This is a genomic window from Phycisphaeraceae bacterium, assembly GCA_019636735.1.
In the GTDB taxonomy this organism is placed as follows: Bacteria; Planctomycetota; Phycisphaerae; order Phycisphaerales; family SM1A02; genus VGXK01.
In genome coordinates, this window is the sequence record JAHBWY010000004.1 from 26,048 (window position 1) to 41,333 (window position 15,286).

Consider the following 15,286-nt stretch of genomic DNA (forward strand, 5'->3'; position numbering starts at 1 on the left):
CACCGCGCGACAACTGGTGTGATTCAGGTCTTGAACTCAGGGGCTTCCGCCGCCAGAGCCACCACTCCCGCCCGAGCCGCCACCGCCTCCCGCCGCGCCTTGGGTCTGCGCGGTGGTGAACTTCACATTCTGCACGACCGAGATCGGAGCCGTGAAGGTGACATATCGGGGCCGATCGACCTGCACGCGAGGCGCGGCGGCGAATGGGTACCCGCCGAGCTGTCGATGGACAAAGTCAGGCGCGTTGACGATGAGCACATCGTTGTAGAAGCGAATGCTGCACTCGCCTCCGGTCTGAACCCATCGCTCGGGTTCGACCGTGCTCACGATGATTTCAACGAGTTCGTCCGCGCGCTCCTGGATGGGAATGGCCGGCGGGCGCTCGCCGGGGTTTCCGATGGGCGGGCCGCCGCCTCCTCCGCTGCCACCACCACCACCACCACCAAATCCGCCTCCCCCACCACCGCCGCCGAAGCCGCCACCACCGCCCCCGCCGCCGCCCTGGGTGATGCTCTGGTTCAGGTTGAAGTCGGGCGCATTGTCGAAGTATGGCACTTCAATGAGCAGATCACGCACCGGATAGAGTCGAACTTCCATGGAGCGCATGAGGCGATCCTTGGTGCCGACTTCGATGTAGCCGTTGCGAAGCTGCCAGGTGCAGGGCCCCGCATCCTGTTCGAAGATCTCGAGAAGCCGCTCCAGCACAGTCAGCGCCGGACCCGTGAATTCGAGATCGATCTCCTGCTCGGGGTCGATGCCGCCCGTCGCATTCCGATCGGTGTTGTAGCGAGCCACGATCGGGACATTCAGCACGGTCTTGAGATAGTCGATCGCCTCGCGCGCCGTGCGCCGCTGGAAGTCGACGGTGATGTCGGTGTAGAGCAGGGCACCAAGGAGCCGCGGCTTGCTCGTGTTGACCGCCTCGTCGCGGGCCCGCTGTTCGGCGACCGCGGCGAGGCGATCCGAGAGCTTCTGCGCGAGTGCATCGCCCGTCGTGATGAAAAGGGCGACCATTGGGGTGGCCAGCGTGAGAGCGGTCGTTCGCCGTGAGCGCATTGGGGACCCCTTCAAAGAGGCGGATGGACCAGCCGAATCGGTGGCGCCGCAAGGCGACCACCCCTGACATCGTCAATTCTACGGGGACTCTCCGCTGGAAGAGCGCGCTCGGTTGCCATCATTTTCCGGACGATGGCCTCGATCTGGACGCGGCAGCCCGCAGGGCCCGCTCTGATTCGACAACCGCCGCAAGGGCCGTGGCCGTGGCGGCCATCGGTTGGGTGCTGTCCCAGAGCGACTCAGTCAGCCCCCCGGTGACTCGGGATCGGTCCCGGAACGCGTAGCTCGATCGCTCATCAACGGCAAGCTGGCGGAGGAATCGAAGGGCCATGAGTTGGCTTCTCATGGCGTCATCAAGCGCGAGATCGCCATCGAGCAGGGGCTCTCCCAGCATGATCGCGAGCGCCAGCGTTGGTCGCGCGGATTGGGCATTGGCATAGGTTCCAGTGGCGCTTGAGAGCGCGAAGCCACCGGCGAGGTCGGGGGCGCCCTCCTCGGGTCCGCCGACGCCGAGTTGTGATCGCAGCAGGGCCAGCCGGATCGGCGCCACGCGATCGAGGATTCGAGCTCCGCGCTCCGGATTCCTGAAGGCACCAAGAGCGCGCTCCGCCATCAGGAGCCAGGGCAGATTGCCGACGATGGCGCCAGCCTCTCCCGGCGCCCACGCTGAATCAAGAAGTGAGTTCAGTTCCTCGGTCGGAATCACGCCCGCGCCGCGCGACTCGAGTAGCGCCGCGGCCGCGAGCTCCATCGCCTTCGATCCATCGGCCCCGGCGTCCTCGCGCAGTCGGGCGCGCAGGGCGTCTCGCAGACGATCCCGAAATGCGTCGGTCATCGGAGAGGGCTGTTCGGAGGCACCGCGCAGCAACTCATCGGCCATCAGCGCGAAGGCGACGGCGGCTGGTGACTCGACCGGGTCCAGCTCGACATCAGAGACGCTTTCGAGCGCCGTCAGCAACTCCCTCGCCGTGGCGATGGAGCGACCTCGCGCGTCGGACGAGGCCTCGGGCATGGTGGCGAAGAGCGCGAGCGCCCATGCCGCGACTCCCTGATCGCGCGGCGGGGCCACGAGCGTGCGGTGAAAGTCGAGGTGGGGGCGATAGTCACCGCGCAGACCAAGCTGCCCGAGCTGGCGCGTCTCGGGCGGCGCATCAGGTGATGGTCGAGCGACATGTGCGCTGAGGAACTGGGCCATGGCCTCGGCGAAGGCGATGCGGCCAACGGGGCCGAGCGCGCTGACCGGAATGACCTCCCGACCGCGGATCACTTCGAAGGGCGCGTCGGCGGGTTGCCGCTGGGCGAGTCGTCGGGTGGCGGCGCGATAGAACGCCATCGACTCGGGAAGTTCGCGGGCGGGCAGATCGCGGGCATCGACACCGAGCTCCTGAAGAAGCGCGACGCAGGAGCGCACAACATCATTGGCGGTGTTCGAGGCTTGCGCGACGGAGGGCATCGACCACACCCACCGATCGCCGCGCCGCAATGCAATCGCATCGAGCGCGGGTTGGTATCGGGTGGTGATCTGGCCGAGGCCTCGTCCTGGCATCGGCTCGGGGGCCGACGCAATCTCAAGCTCAAGCGCAAGCATGCGGCCGAGTTCGCCGCGATCTTCGCGCGGAATCAGGTGCACCATGTCGTCTCGGAGCACTCGCTCCAGCGCTTGTGCCACGGCCCGCCGGAGCTGGTCGCCGGGAGGTCCGAAGTCGATGCCGGTTCCGACCACTCGACCGCGGAGTCGAATGACCACGGCCGTCGCACCATGGTCGGCAGGCTCGGCAACGGCTCCACCTTCGGGGCGTGCTCCACCCGGGGCTCGCCGCGCACCCGGATCGGGAGCGACCGATGGTCGCACGGGCGCCTCCATCGAGTCGATCCACGCGCGGGCCTCGATCCATGCGCCGATGGCCTCCTCCAGTGAAGGTGGTTCCGAGAGCGCCGAATGGGGCGTGCAGACCATCCAAAGCGCACAGGCCAACGCCTGGATCACAGCTCGCGGGCTGGACAGTCGCGATTTCGCGGTCATGATTGAGTACCGTTCGCGTGACGCGGCCGCGGGGCCGCACCTTGTGAAAGTCCTCGAGAGAAGTCCCTTCGACCCATGAGTCGACTCGCTGACATCCTCCGTGTCAGACGCCACCATCGGCGCTACATCATGCTGGCGGCGCTCTGTTTTGCGGCACTCTGCTGAGCGGCCCGATCGACGCGGTGTCCCGCGCCGATCGGACCGATTCGCAGCATCTCGTCGAGCGGTGCTCGATCAGACCTTGATCTTGTGCGAACCCATCGAGCCGTGGTCGTCCATGCCGCCGCGGGTGGCCTTGGAACTGCGGCCGAAGTCTTCCCGATCGACGGGACGCTCGCCGGCCTCGCTGGCTGCCTGCGCCGAGCCCCACTGGGCCCGCTTCAGGCTGAGACCAATCTTGCGCTCCTCGGTGTCGACGCGGAGAATCTTGACATCGACCTCCTGGCCGGGCTTGACGACATCCTGCGGGTTCTCGACCTTCTGATCGGAGAGCTCGCTGATGTGGAGCAGACCCTCGAGGCCCTCCTCGAGTTCCACGAAGACACCGAAGTTGGTGATCTTCGTGATCTTGCCCTTCACGATCATGCCGGGGCGGTACGCGCTGGGGATCGCCTCGATCCACGGATCCTCGGTGAGTTGCTTCACGCCAAGGCCGACGCGCTGCTTCTCCTGGTCGACATCGATGACGACGCACTTGACGAGGTCGCCCTTCTTGTAGAGCTCGTTCGGGTGCGCCACCTTCTTGGTCCACGAAATGTCCGAGACATGGAGCAGGCCGTCGATGCCCGGCTCGATCTCGATGAACGCGCCGTAGTTGGCGAGGTTGCGCACCTTGCCTTCGATGATGGTGCCCGGCGGGTACTTCTGGCCGACGAGCTCCCATGGGTTGACCTCGGTCTGCTTCATGCCGAGCGAGATCTCCAGCTTGTCCTTGTCAATGTCAAGGACGACGACATCGATCTCATCGTTGGGCTGCACCAGCTCGGAGGGGTGGTTGATGCGCCGCGTCCAGCTCATCTCGCTGACATGCACCAGGCCTTCGATGCCCTCTTCCAGGCGGACGAAGGCGCCGTAGCTCATCAGGTTCACGACGGTGCCGCGAACACGGCAGCCGACGGGGTACTTCTTCTCGATCTCCTCCCAGGGGCTGGTCTCCTTCTGCTTGAGACCCAGCGCGATCTTCTCCTTCTCGCGATCGATGTTGAGGATCTTGACCTCGATCTCATCGCCGATGCGCACGATTTCACTGGGGTGATTCACACGGCCCCAGCTCATGTCGGTGATATGCAGCAGGCCGTCGAGACCGCCGAGGTCGACGAACGCGCCGAAGTCGGCGATGTTCGTGACGGTGCCCTTGACGACATCGCCCTCGTTGACCTGCGAAAGAAGCTTGCGCTTCGCCTCGTCGCGCTCCTCTTCGATGAGCTTGCGGCGGCTGATGACGATGTTCTGTCGCTCGGTGTCGATCTTCAGGATCGACGCGCGAATGGTGCGACCGAGGTAGTCGCCGATGTCACCGGGGCGACGAACATCGACCTGCGACGCGGGCAGGAAGACCGGCACACCGATGTCGACGAGAAGGCCTCCCTTGATCTTGCGGAGGGCCTTGCCCTCGACGACATCGCCCTCCTTGCGGGTCTGGAGAATCTGCTCCCAGCCGCGGATGCGATCGGCCTTGCGCTTGGACAGGGTGACGGAGCCGTCGTTGTCCTCGAGGCTCTCGAGAAGGACTTCGACTTCGTCACCGAGCGTGACGCCGCCAGAGCCCTCGAACTCGCTCTTCTCAACCTGGCCCTCGCTCTTGAGGCCCACATCGATGATGACGAAGTCGCCGGAGAGACCGACGACACGACCCTTGAGAATGGAACCGGGTTCGAAGTTCTTGAGATCGCCCTTGACGATCGAGGTGACGCCCGCGGCTTCGAAGTCGCGGCCAAGGGCTTCGTGGACCATGCGCTCGGCAATCGAGAGGTCCACCTGGAGGTCTTCAATGAGGTTGTAATCGACCATGAATGAAAGGGTGTGCGTGGTTGCGTCGCTCGGGCACCGTGCCTGAACGACTGGGAGACGACCCGCCCGATCGCATGACCGGGAGAAGCGGGATCGGCGAGTGTAGCGAATCGCCGGGGAAAGTCAGCGCCTCGATGGGGACATCGACTCATCGGCCGCAGCGGGGGCTTCGGCCACCGGCACGGCCACGGGCCGGCTTCGCCGACGACGATCGAGGGCCATCGTGACGAAACCGAGGGCGCCGATGATGTTGACCACGCTGCAGAGCAGGAAGACACCCGGCTCAAGGTCAAGGGGAGCGAGCCAAGACCAGAGCCCCCACGCGATGAAGGGACTCATGAGCCCGCGCAATCCGTTGAGGGTGACATGCACGCTCATGTAGGCGGCATCGCGCTCCGGCGGCGCGAAGTCGCTGTGCCCGATGTTCCACGCAAGCGAGCCTCCGGCGAACCCAATGCCGAGGAAGACGGAAGCGAGGTAGTAGATGGCGAGACTGTCCATGAGACTCGCGGCCGTCAGGGTGAGCGTGGCGGCGACGAAGGTCCATGCGTGAATCGCGCGGAACTCGATGACATGGCGTCGCGACAGAAGCCTTGCCCAGAATGGAATCGCCAGCGGCATGACGACATAGGGAATGGCGGTGCGCACGAGAATGCCTTCAAAGTACGAGGCACCTTCGAAGGCCTTGGTGAGCGGGAACATCGCCATCAGGTTTCCAATGCCGAAGATGAACATCCACAGCATGAAGGTTCGATAGGCGCGATCCTCGCGAAGGATGCGCACGACGCTCATCGGATTCAGCGTGGGCCGATGCGTCGACTCCGCCCGCTCCGTCGCAAGCAGCTTCGGCTCACCACGAAGTCGCACGCCGCGATAGAGGGCATTCCCGAAGAGGCCCGCCACGGCCAGCAGCGGGAAGAGCAGATGGAACGCGCGCGCGTCGTAATCCATCGCACGACCGATGAGCAGACCGCTCAGCGCGAGCACGATGCTCTGCACGGTCGTCATTCGCCCCGCGACCTTGGCCCGGAGGCTCTTGTCGTAGTTTCCGCGCCACACCGCGGCCCGTAGCGTGATCACGCCCGTCCAGAGCGTGCGGGCGCAGAGGTAGAGCACGCAGAGGGCCATCAGCCCCGCCGCCGTGGTGGGCAGGAGCGCCATCGCCAGCAGCAGGAGTGCCGTCGCCCGCTGAAGCATGGAGATGAAGGGCACCTTCCTGCGTCCATGCGCCGCGGCTGCCCACGCGAATGATGTGAAGTTCGCAAACTCCGGTGTGGCGATGACGAAGACGAGCGCCAGGTTGAGCGCCATCGGCGAAACGCCCGGCGCGTCGGCGAACGCCTTCTGCACCACGATGCTGATCGTGCCGCCCTCGATGGCGCCGAGCAGGAAGGGAAGGAGCGACCAGCTCAGCAGCTCTCGCGTGAACGCAGGGCGTGCACGGATGGGGAGCGAGCCGGGGTACCACATTGAAGAAGGAAGCGTAGCGCCGTCAACGGTCTCATCACCCCACGAAGGGCAGAGAGGACCTTGTTGAACTGCTGCGCTCGCTCAGCCGACGGTCAGCGGGGCTGGCCGTTGGTCGAGATCACATAGTAGGGGCTCAGCATGCTCGGCTGATCCATCAGCCAGATCACACCAAGATCGCGCCAGAACATCCGAAGGGTCTGGTCCTGGTTGACAGCCAGGCTCCGCTGGATGTCATAGGAGGTTTCCGAGAGACCATCCATCTCGGGGCTCAGGTTGCCCTTGATGTAATCGAAGCTCACATTGTTCGGGTCGTAGCAGCCCGCAAGCGAGGCGCCGAGCAGCGCAAGAGAGAGAGCGGCGAGGCAGGAGCTGGAACGAATGCGAACGCTTCGATGCATGGTGGGTCCTTCCTGGTACGAGGCGGGAAGGTACTCCCGCAGCCCGGCGCGGTCAACACGGCCGCAGGCCCCACTGGGTGTTCTCCCCGGCGGGCGAGCCGCCGAGGTCGGAGGAGTTGCCCGAACCCCGCGTCAAGGTGGGGCCGCCGCCCTCGATGTCGATCTTCCACGCCGCTGACGCGGGAGGCATGATCTGGGTCGCGGGCATTGAAAGTGTGGCGGTCCCTGGGGGTTCGCATCGGTTCGAGCGCATCGCCGATTTCCACCCAGCGGGGCCTGAAGTCGTGTCGGTGGATTCTATCCGCGACATCATGCCGATCGGGAGAACGCGCTGCGAAAACTCCGTGCCGTCGCTTCGAGGTCTTCTGGTATCAAGCGCACTTCACCGATGACGCACATGAAGTTCGTGTCGCCCGCCCAGCGCGGCACGACATGGGCATGCACATGTTCGGGCACTCCCGCGCCGGCCGCTCGCCCGACATTCAGTCCGATGTTCATGCCCTGCGGTCGAAGAAGGCTCTCCACCGTGGCGGCCGCGAGGTCAACCAGCGCCCAGAACTCGCGACGCTGATCGGCGCTGTACTGCGAAAGCGTGGGGCGGGCATCACCCAGCGCCACCAGCAGGTGACCGTTGGCGTAGGGAAAGCGGTTGAGAAGAATCATCCCGTGGGCGTTGCGATGCACCACCAGGTTGCGTTCATCCTCCGCAGGTGCCGCCCAGTAGGACGCGAAGAAATTGGCGGGAGACTTCTCAACGCCGCGATCTGGCGCCAGCGGCGCACTGCGTGCCTCGAGATCGCGAAGGTACGCCATTCGCCATGGCGCCCAGAGATTGCTGTGCATGGGGCGGAGTGTAGATCAGCGCAGCGGCGCGGCTGTGGTGTCCGATGGCTCCTGGGCCGCCGGGTCATCACCGATCGGAGTTGATCCGATCGACCACATGCGCGGGATCGACTCGAAGGCGACATCCTGAACGCGCAGCGGAACGGTGACTTCGCCATCCCACCATGCCGTTCGATTGGTTCCGCCGGGACCGAGTGATGCTCGCAGCGCCACCGAACGCAGGCCGCGGAATCGAAGCGTCCAACGACCATCTTCGGCGTTGGCCCGCTCAAGCGCCTCCGCGTCCTCCTCGGGCGGCTCGAAACGAAGTCCGCGAGCGCCGCTCCACCAGACCAGCAGACGCCGACGGACGACGCCATCTTCGAGGATCTCGGCGACGCCACCCACGGCGATGTCTTCAAAGCCCGAGGTGAGCAGGTGCATCGGATCGAAGCGCATCGCGAATCGGCGATCGCCCCTTTCCCAGCGGACCAGACCGGGCGAGACGAAGGTCGCGACGGCCTGATCGAGTTCCGGCGATCGACGCCCCTGGAACTCTGCGGGATCATCGGGCGTGTTCGGCGGCAGGGGCCACCGAGGAAGCACCCGCACCGAAACCGGCAGTTCGAGTGAGATGAGCGGTACCCACTCGCCTTGGCCGATCCCTTCCTCGACGCGCACGGTGACCTCGCCGAAGTTCGTACCCTCGGGCAGCGGGTCCATCAGGAAGGGAATCCGCACGACGAAGGGCTGCTCGCTCATGAGTTCGATGGGACGATCCATCGGCGCTCGCGGAGCACCTGAGACAGGGGAGAGCGTGTGTCCTTCGATCACCAGGCGCTTCTTCGGAAGTCCTCCGATAGACCGCTGCACCATGAGTTCCATCGGTACGGGCAGACCGGGAATCCATCCGCCAGGCGGGATGATGGCCAGCACCGGCGGAAGGCGCTCAAGGCGCTTCTCGATCTCGGCGAATGGCTCAACGGAGCCGTGCGACAGGACCATCGCGGCTCGACCGCTATTGACCCAGCGATCGAGGAGTCGGCCATACTTCTCATACCAGGCGACGGAACCCGGCCGTGCCGCCTCGTCGCCTTCGGCGACTCGTTCGAGCAGGCGCATCGCATTCGGCACTGAAAGGTGTCCGCGAGCAACTCGATCGGAGAGCTCAAGGTGAATGTCGCCGCTGAAACCACTCATGGAGATCCACGGCAGGAGCGCCACCGCCACCCGGTCGGGGACCATCTCCCCCCAGCCGCGACGACTCCACTCCGAGCGCAGGTAGAAAGTGAGCGAAAGGAGCGCCGCGAACGCGAGAAGTGCAAGCCACCAGTGGCGACGGCGGCGGTGGAGCCTTCGCTCGTTTGCGGCGACATGGCCGCACTCGGAGCAGCGGAGCGAAGTGGCGCCGCTCATGTCATGCCAGCATGAAGGGCAGCGCGGACGCTTCCAGTGACGATCAAAGAAGAGCGCCCATGTGATCACCCAGACCAGAGCACCGATCACCAGCAGCGTGCCGGTGTTCCAGAGCAGCAAGGTGATGGGTGCGGGGAGCATGAACGCAACGGCGCTCCAGTGGGCCGTTCAGCGCACCAGGGTCCAGCGCAGGAGCTCACGCGGCGTGGGCGGCTTGCCCTGCATCAGGATGCCCACGCGGAAGATCCTCGCGGCCGCCCAGAGCATGACCATGACGCTGGCAAAGCCAGCCACGAGACTCAGCGCGATCTGCCACATGGGGACCGGTTCGCTCGTCGAAGCAAGCCTCAGGATCATGACGAATGGTATGGCCGGCGGAATGAAGCTCGCGGCGGTGGCGAATCCGCCATTGGGCGCAGTTGAGATCGGAAGCCAGAGGAAGAGCGGCACCATCAGGATCAGCATCACCGGCGTGATGAGCGCCTGCGCCTCGCGGAGGTCGCTTACGGCGCTGCCGACGGCGACCATCATGGTGGCGACCATGAAGTACGCCATGGCGAAGTAGAGCAGGAGCCAGAGGTACTGGATCGGCTGCACGAGGTCGGCCATCGCGAGGAAGACCAGCATTGATACGCCGGCGCCGGTGTACATGCCCAGCATCACCATGCTCACCATCGCCTGTCCCAGGAGCTTTCCTGTCAGGAGCTGCATCGGGCTGACGGCGGAGAGCAGAACCTCCATCACGCGCGAGCTCTTCTCCTCGATGGTCGTGGTGAGGAGGTACTGCCCGCTGGTGAAGACGCAGATCCAGAGCAGCATCATGAACCCGACAGGGAGCATGAGCCGCGAGAAGACATCTTCCTTCTTGAGTCCGCCCTGCGGGCTGACGCGCTGCGAGGTGATGCGCGGCGGCTGCATGAGCGCCCGCATCTGCGTGGCATCGATGCCCAGGTGCGCGAGGCGCGCCTCGACAGCAGCGCTTCGACTCATGCGCTCGAGCCGCTGCGTGACATGCCACGGCGTTGCGTTCTGCACCACCAGATCGAGTTCCCATGTGCTCTTCGACGACGACGGATCTTCGAGGAGCCCGTCGGGAACGCGCACCACGGCGACCGAACCGTCGTCTCCAAGCGAGCCGATCAGGGTCTCCAAATTCGCGGCATCACTCTCCCTGACCAGCGTGAGCTCGAGCGGCCCGCCACCAATGTCATCGCGTCGAGAGCCTTCCGAACTCTCGGCGGCTTCGCGCGCGAGCAGACGCTCAAGATGCGGGGCCACTTCGCCGGTTGGATCGATGATCGTCACCGTGCCCCGGACCACGGTCGTGGTGCTCTTCATGACCATGGGCAGGGCCATCACCAACACCACCATGAAGGCGGGAACTCCAATGGCCCCGAAGATGAAGGCCTTGGTCAGCGCCGTGTAGCGGAACTCGCGCCACGCGACAGCGGCGATCTTCGGCCATGCGCGCGGTCCGGGGTCAATCGCCACCTTCGCCTCCCTCTGAAGGTCGGGGTCCGCCGCCCACCAACTGCACGAAGACATCGTCGAGCGAGACACGAGCCACCTCGATCGAGCGCAACGGCAGCAGGGCCAGCGCTCGCGACATGATCGCCTGCGAGTCGGCGTTCGGAGCCAGGGCCAGCTCCGCGCGACGGCCGCTTTCGCTCCATGTGAGATCGTGAACGCCGTCGATTCGGCGGATGTCCTGCTCGATCGCCTGCATTCGGCCGTTCATGGCTGCACCGGGCAGCGGTTCGAGCACGATGGTTCTCGGGTCGAAACGCGCGGCAATCTCATCGTGCGTGGCGTCGAGGATCTTCAGCCCGTGATTGATGAGCACCACTCGATTGCAGAGCTGCTCCGCGTGGGACATCTGGTGTGTGGAGAAGAGGATGGTGGCCCCCGAGGCGCTGATGTCGCGAACGACCGAGGCCATCAGTCGCGCATTCACCGGATCGAGACCGGAAAAGGGCTCATCGAGGATCAGCAGCTCAGGCGAGTGAATGACCGCGGCCACGAACTGCACCTTCTGCTGCATGCCCTTGCTGAGTTCCTCGCAGCGGCGGGGGAGCACCTCGGCCAGTTCAAGGCGCGCGAGCCACGCCGCCGCACGATGATCGGCGTCCTGACGGGTGAGGCCCTTCAGCCGCCCCATGTAACGGAGGAACTCGGAGACCCGCATCTTGCGATACACCCCGCGCTCCTCCGGCAGGTAGCCGATACGGTCCTTCGCGTCGAGCGCCGAACCACCCAGCACCTCCACGCGGCCGGAATCGGGGTGGATGATCGACATGATCATCCGGATCGTCGTGCTCTTGCCCGCGCCGTTGGGGCCGAGGAAACCGCACAGAGTGCCGCGATCGATGCGCAGATCAAGGTCGCGCACCGCGATGGTCTCGCGGAACTGCTTGCGGACTCCGGAGATGCTGATCGCGGGCGCGGTCATCAAGGCGCGACGCCGCCGTTGCCCTTGGGGGTGCCGCTTGGCGGCGCTGCTGGGGTGTTCCCGCCGGCGGGAGCGCCAGCACCCTGCTTCTTCGCCTCAATGAGCGCCTTGATGGCCGCAGGCGGCTCGAACTCGCTCGCGGGGATCTCCTCGGTGATGACCTCGTCCGTGGTCATGATCACCTCCATGCCCATCAGTCTCGAGATGTTCCGCGTGGCGATCAGCTCCTTGCCCAATGGCTTGTAGTCGGTGACTTCGATCTCGACGGGGATGGAACCCATCGCCGTCTTCGAGGTCATGCGAAGGCCGCGAATGAGACCGTCGTTCGAATCGAGATAGAAGGTCGCAGGGTTGGTGAAGAGACCTTCGAGTTCCACCACCCAGGTCTCGCGGCCTCGGAAGTCAGCCTTGCCCAGCGTGGTGGCCTTCGACGCGCGCTTCACAAAGTCGGCGCTGCCGGTGATGTCACCGCTGCGGCGCAGATCATCGAGCTCCTCGCCTTCGAGCAGACGCTCGCCCATGGCTTGATCGACGGTCCAGCCATAGGTCCCATCGAAGCCTTGGCGAGTCACACCGGCGGGACCGAGGTCGATGGTCATCACCATGAGATCGGGCGCCTTGGAGATCGTCTCCATGGATCCCTTGATCTGAGCCATGGGAACTTCGAAACGCCCCTTCGTGCGGCGCGAGCCGCTGCGCTGAATCGCCTCCTCGCCGCCGATGGCATCGATGAACTTCGCCCACAGCGCTTCCGGAGTGGGCGCGTCATCGACCGGCGTGACCTTGGGGCCGGTCGCACCCGGCATGCGCGGCATGGCCGGCGCCTGCGGAGCCTGCGGAAGCTGTGGCGCTTGCGGGAGCTCCGGCACCGTTGGTGCGCCACGCGGTGCGGGCGGCTTCGGTGCAGTGGGCTGACCCTGGGCAAGACACGGGGCGCCACCTGCAAGTGCAGCCAAGGCGGCGACCGACCAGCAATGCAGCCGAGATCCGGAGCGAGACGAAGAGGAGCGCAACATGGGGGACCTTTCTCGTCAGTGTTCGCGATCGACCGATGGTGAACCTTCGATGGCCACGCGGCGTTGGCGCAGGCCGCGACGCCCGCGAGTGTTGCTCATCGTACCGCCGGGGTGGAGCTGCGGATCCAGCGAAGTGCATCGGCAAGCACGGGATCGCCCTCGGCTTGAAGTGAAGATCGCGTCAGGACGCGGGGTTCATCGGGGCGCACCCCGCCGCCTTCGAGGGTGCCTCCCGAGGGCACTCGGAAGTCGGCAAACGCATGGAGAAGCACATCCCCGTTGGGAAGCAGGTAGAGCTGGGCGGGGAGCGCTGCGCCGGCGCTGGCTTCGCCGAAGATGCGCGCCCGACCGATGTCCTGAAGTCCGCCGGCAAAAATCTCGCTGGTGCTGGCGGAGCCCGGATCGAGAAGGATCGCAAGTGGCGCAGTGATGGGCGACACGGCACGCCCGTCGCGCGTTGCGCGACGCGGATTGAGGCGGAAGTTGAGTTCACTCTCCCGGCTGATCATGGTTCCGATTCCGATCGGCTCGGTCACGAAGTGTCCGCCGGTGCCCATGACCATGCCGACGAATCCACCCGGGTTGCCCCGCAAGTCGATGATGATGCCATCGGCGTCGCGCAGGGCATCGACGGCTTCATCGACCATTGGTCCCACCTCAGGGACCCAGACGCTGAACCGGATCAGGCCAACGCGAGCGCCCGATGCGCCGGCTCGTGCGAGTGTCTCCTCATCGACCCAACCGCTCTTCATGGACACCACCATGGGGGGAAGGGCGCCGACCTTCACATAGCGGGTGTTGGAGTCGCGTCGCTCGAGGTCGAGCGTGCGCTCCACTCCCTTGTTGTCCTCGAAGATCATGCGCACGACTCCCGGCGGACCTGCGTCGAGGCTCGCGGCGTACGCCTCGGCCGCCATGCGCGCCATCGGGCCGCTCGATTGAGCGACCAGCGCAAGGGTGGGCTCCGGGTCGTCGTCCCCGATTCGACGCACGATCCAGCCTCGCTCGACACCCGCCTTGGCAGCGCTTGAACCCTCGGCCACATCAAAGACGACGACCTGGGATTCAATCGACCGCAGGGAGAGTCCGAAAGTCGCGTCATCACGGCCGCCGTCGACGGAGCCGTCTGGCGAGGGGGTTTGGGCGTCGCGGCGATCGTCAGCAGGCGACGGGGCACTCGCGTCCCCCGACGACGGCGAGGTCGTGGTGGCCGATGCGGCGGGCCCGGGCGATGGTGACGATGCGCGGCCCGCGCTGGAGTCGCGCGTCGAGGCGCGGCGAGGTTGCGCCACTTCGCCGGGAATGACCGCGAAGTGGGAGCGATTGAGTCGACCCACCATGTCGTGGAGCACTCGACGAAGCTCGGTCTGAGTCGTGGCCGCGTTCGCCTTCGGTCGCAGCTCCTCGCGAACGGCCACCCAGTTCACACCGCCGTGGTCGGGATCGAAGTCGGTTTCGCTGATGCGCTTCCAGACGGCATCGAAGGTGGCCAGCGCAATCTCGTTTGAAATCGCCTCGTCACCGGGTCTCGCGCTTGCTGTCGATGCGGAGTCAGTTGAACTGATCGCGTGCCCACTCTCGGATGTCGAAGCGCATCCGGTCGTCAGGAGACCGAGCGCCGAGAGCATCAGCGCGGCGATGATCGTCGCGAGCCCCCGAAGGCAATCCAGAGTGACGCCCTTGGTCGACTGCGCAGCCCCTACAGCGGGTTGCCGTTGGTGTCGTAGAGCGCCATATGGGTGAAGGTCAGGTTGCTCCGACCATCCGGCCCGTCGAGGATCATGGTCAAGGGGATCTGCATTCCTGAAATCGTCTGCCATGCCGTGATGGTGTACCGACCAGAAATGGGAATGTCACGAAGCACGGTCGTATCCACCATCGCGGGCAGGCCTGTGGTGGTATCGATGAAGATCCGGCCTTCGGTCATGCCAGGGAGCTTTGGCTGGCTCATGGTGAGAACGGTGTAAGTCCGCAGACCGATGACCTGGGTGGAGACGCTCTGGACCTGCTCGAACTGACCGAGCATGGTGAGCATCGGGCTCCAGATATCCCCGGCGCGCCGAAGGGCGCTCATGACCTCAGCTGGCAGCGGAATCGTCATCGGCTGATCACCATCGGAGGCAGTCACTCGGCCCGAGGTGTCGAGGATCTCAAACTTGAGGAGACGGATCGGGTCGAAGCGATTCGTGCTCTCTATCTCCTGGGAGAAGAAGACACTACCGGTGTTGCGCGAGGCCACCTCGAGTGTCATTGTGCCGAAGGAGCCGGTGACCACGCAGGTGAACTCGAAGCGCGAGAGATTCGAATGCTTCTGCGGACTCCCAGTGGCGGTCAGCACGCTGTTCATCCACTGCCGGGTGAGCGCCGTCGGCGTGGTGGTGACGGAGAAGAGCCTCCTGTCGATTCGGTCGATCGGCTCGATCAACTGAGTGCCCGTCCCGTTCGTGCCGCCATTGTCGCCTGATCGATCCCTCGAGTTGCCCGAGGCACCTTGAGTTCCGGCCATGGTCACGGTCACGGCAGCCAAGGCGGTCACACCAAGCCATCGAGTGTGCGTGAAGCGCGAGTTTCGGGTGACAGTCGATGGTGTCATGGTGGGACCTCCAGTCCTCAAGAAGCGGAGGCG

Annotated in this window: 13 protein-coding genes; all 13 read right to left on the bottom strand. The window is 65.2% G+C overall.

What is annotated here, in order from left to right; all coding sequences use genetic code 11:
- Window positions 1-36: 36 nt before the first annotated feature.
- Window positions 37-1,056, bottom strand: coding sequence for a hypothetical protein (locus KF724_06240; protein MBX3355279.1), 1,020 nt, complete (start codon window positions 1,054-1,056; stop codon window positions 37-39).
- A gap of 118 nt (window positions 1,057-1,174) precedes the next feature.
- The gene (locus KF724_06245; GenBank protein MBX3355280.1) at window positions 1,175-3,079 is read right to left on the bottom strand and encodes a hypothetical protein; all 1,905 of its coding nucleotides are present in this window, start codon (window positions 3,077-3,079) and stop codon (window positions 1,175-1,177) included.
- Between the two features lie 234 nt (window positions 3,080-3,313).
- The gene (locus tag KF724_06250; GenBank protein ID MBX3355281.1) at window positions 3,314-5,089 is read right to left on the bottom strand and encodes a 30S ribosomal protein S1; all 1,776 of its coding nucleotides are present in this window, start codon (window positions 5,087-5,089) and stop codon (window positions 3,314-3,316) included.
- Between the two features lie 123 nt (window positions 5,090-5,212).
- Window positions 5,213-6,559, bottom strand: a complete 1,347-nt coding sequence (locus tag KF724_06255) for an MFS transporter (GenBank protein MBX3355282.1) — start codon at window positions 6,557-6,559, stop codon at window positions 5,213-5,215.
- Window positions 6,560-6,651: 92 nt separating this feature from the next.
- The gene (locus KF724_06260) at window positions 6,652-6,957 is read right to left on the bottom strand and encodes a hypothetical protein (protein ID MBX3355283.1); all 306 of its coding nucleotides are present in this window, start codon (window positions 6,955-6,957) and stop codon (window positions 6,652-6,654) included.
- 52 nt (window positions 6,958-7,009) lie between these two features.
- Entirely contained in the window at window positions 7,010-7,165 is a 156-nt protein-coding gene (locus tag KF724_06265; protein MBX3355284.1) for a hypothetical protein, read from the bottom strand.
- Window positions 7,166-7,266: 101 nt separating this feature from the next.
- Complete coding sequence (locus KF724_06270) at window positions 7,267-7,800, bottom strand: HIT domain-containing protein (GenBank protein ID MBX3355285.1); 534 nt, start codon at window positions 7,798-7,800, stop codon at window positions 7,267-7,269.
- Between the two features lie 15 nt (window positions 7,801-7,815).
- Complete coding sequence (locus tag KF724_06275; GenBank protein MBX3355286.1) at window positions 7,816-9,336, bottom strand: hypothetical protein; 1,521 nt, start codon at window positions 9,334-9,336, stop codon at window positions 7,816-7,818.
- Window positions 9,337-9,363: 27 nt separating this feature from the next.
- Window positions 9,364-10,686, bottom strand: coding sequence for an ABC transporter permease (locus KF724_06280; protein ID MBX3355287.1), 1,323 nt, complete (start codon window positions 10,684-10,686; stop codon window positions 9,364-9,366).
- Window positions 10,676-11,644, bottom strand: a complete 969-nt coding sequence (locus KF724_06285) for an ATP-binding cassette domain-containing protein (protein ID MBX3355288.1) — start codon at window positions 11,642-11,644, stop codon at window positions 10,676-10,678. Before KF724_06285 ends, KF724_06280 begins: the two co-directional genes overlap by 11 nt.
- A complete protein-coding gene (locus KF724_06290) occupies window positions 11,644-12,660 on the bottom strand; it encodes a hypothetical protein (protein ID MBX3355289.1) in 1,017 nt (338 codons plus the stop codon). The genes KF724_06285 and KF724_06290 overlap by 1 nt, the downstream gene beginning before the upstream one ends.
- A 95-nt stretch (window positions 12,661-12,755) precedes the next feature.
- Window positions 12,756-14,288: a hypothetical protein gene (locus KF724_06295; protein ID MBX3355290.1), complete on the bottom strand. Its 1,533-nt coding sequence runs from the start codon at window positions 14,286-14,288 to the stop codon at window positions 12,756-12,758.
- Between the two features lie 71 nt (window positions 14,289-14,359).
- Window positions 14,360-15,253: a hypothetical protein gene (locus KF724_06300; protein ID MBX3355291.1), complete on the bottom strand. Its 894-nt coding sequence runs from the start codon at window positions 15,251-15,253 to the stop codon at window positions 14,360-14,362.
- Between the last annotated feature and the right edge of the window lie 33 nt (window positions 15,254-15,286).

Bases quoted from the DNA above. Each gene is read 5' to 3' on its own strand.
- KF724_06240 (MBX3355279.1), bottom strand. From the start codon at position 1,056: ATGCGCTCACGGCGAACGACCGCTCTCACGCTGGCCACCCCAATGGTC.
- KF724_06255 (MBX3355282.1), bottom strand. From the start codon at position 6,559: ATGTGGTACCCCGGCTCGCTCCCCATCCGTGCACGCCCTGCGTTCACG.
- KF724_06245 (MBX3355280.1), bottom strand. From the start codon at position 3,079: ATGACCGCGAAATCGCGACTGTCCAGCCCGCGAGCTGTGATCCAGGCG.
- KF724_06265 (MBX3355284.1), bottom strand. From the start codon at position 7,165: ATGCCCGCGACCCAGATCATGCCTCCCGCGTCAGCGGCGTGGAAGATC.
- KF724_06275 (MBX3355286.1), bottom strand. From the start codon at position 9,336: ATGCTCCCCGCACCCATCACCTTGCTGCTCTGGAACACCGGCACGCTG.
- KF724_06260 (MBX3355283.1), bottom strand. From the start codon at position 6,957: ATGCATCGAAGCGTTCGCATTCGTTCCAGCTCCTGCCTCGCCGCTCTC.
- KF724_06250 (MBX3355281.1), bottom strand. From the start codon at position 5,089: ATGGTCGATTACAACCTCATTGAAGACCTCCAGGTGGACCTCTCGATT.
- KF724_06290 (MBX3355289.1), bottom strand. From the start codon at position 12,660: ATGTTGCGCTCCTCTTCGTCTCGCTCCGGATCTCGGCTGCATTGCTGG.
- KF724_06295 (MBX3355290.1), bottom strand. From the start codon at position 14,288: ATGCTCTCGGCGCTCGGTCTCCTGACGACCGGATGCGCTTCGACATCC.
- KF724_06300 (MBX3355291.1), bottom strand. From the start codon at position 15,253: ATGACACCATCGACTGTCACCCGAAACTCGCGCTTCACGCACACTCGA.
- KF724_06285 (MBX3355288.1), bottom strand. From the start codon at position 11,644: ATGACCGCGCCCGCGATCAGCATCTCCGGAGTCCGCAAGCAGTTCCGC.
- KF724_06270 (MBX3355285.1), bottom strand. From the start codon at position 7,800: ATGCACAGCAATCTCTGGGCGCCATGGCGAATGGCGTACCTTCGCGAT.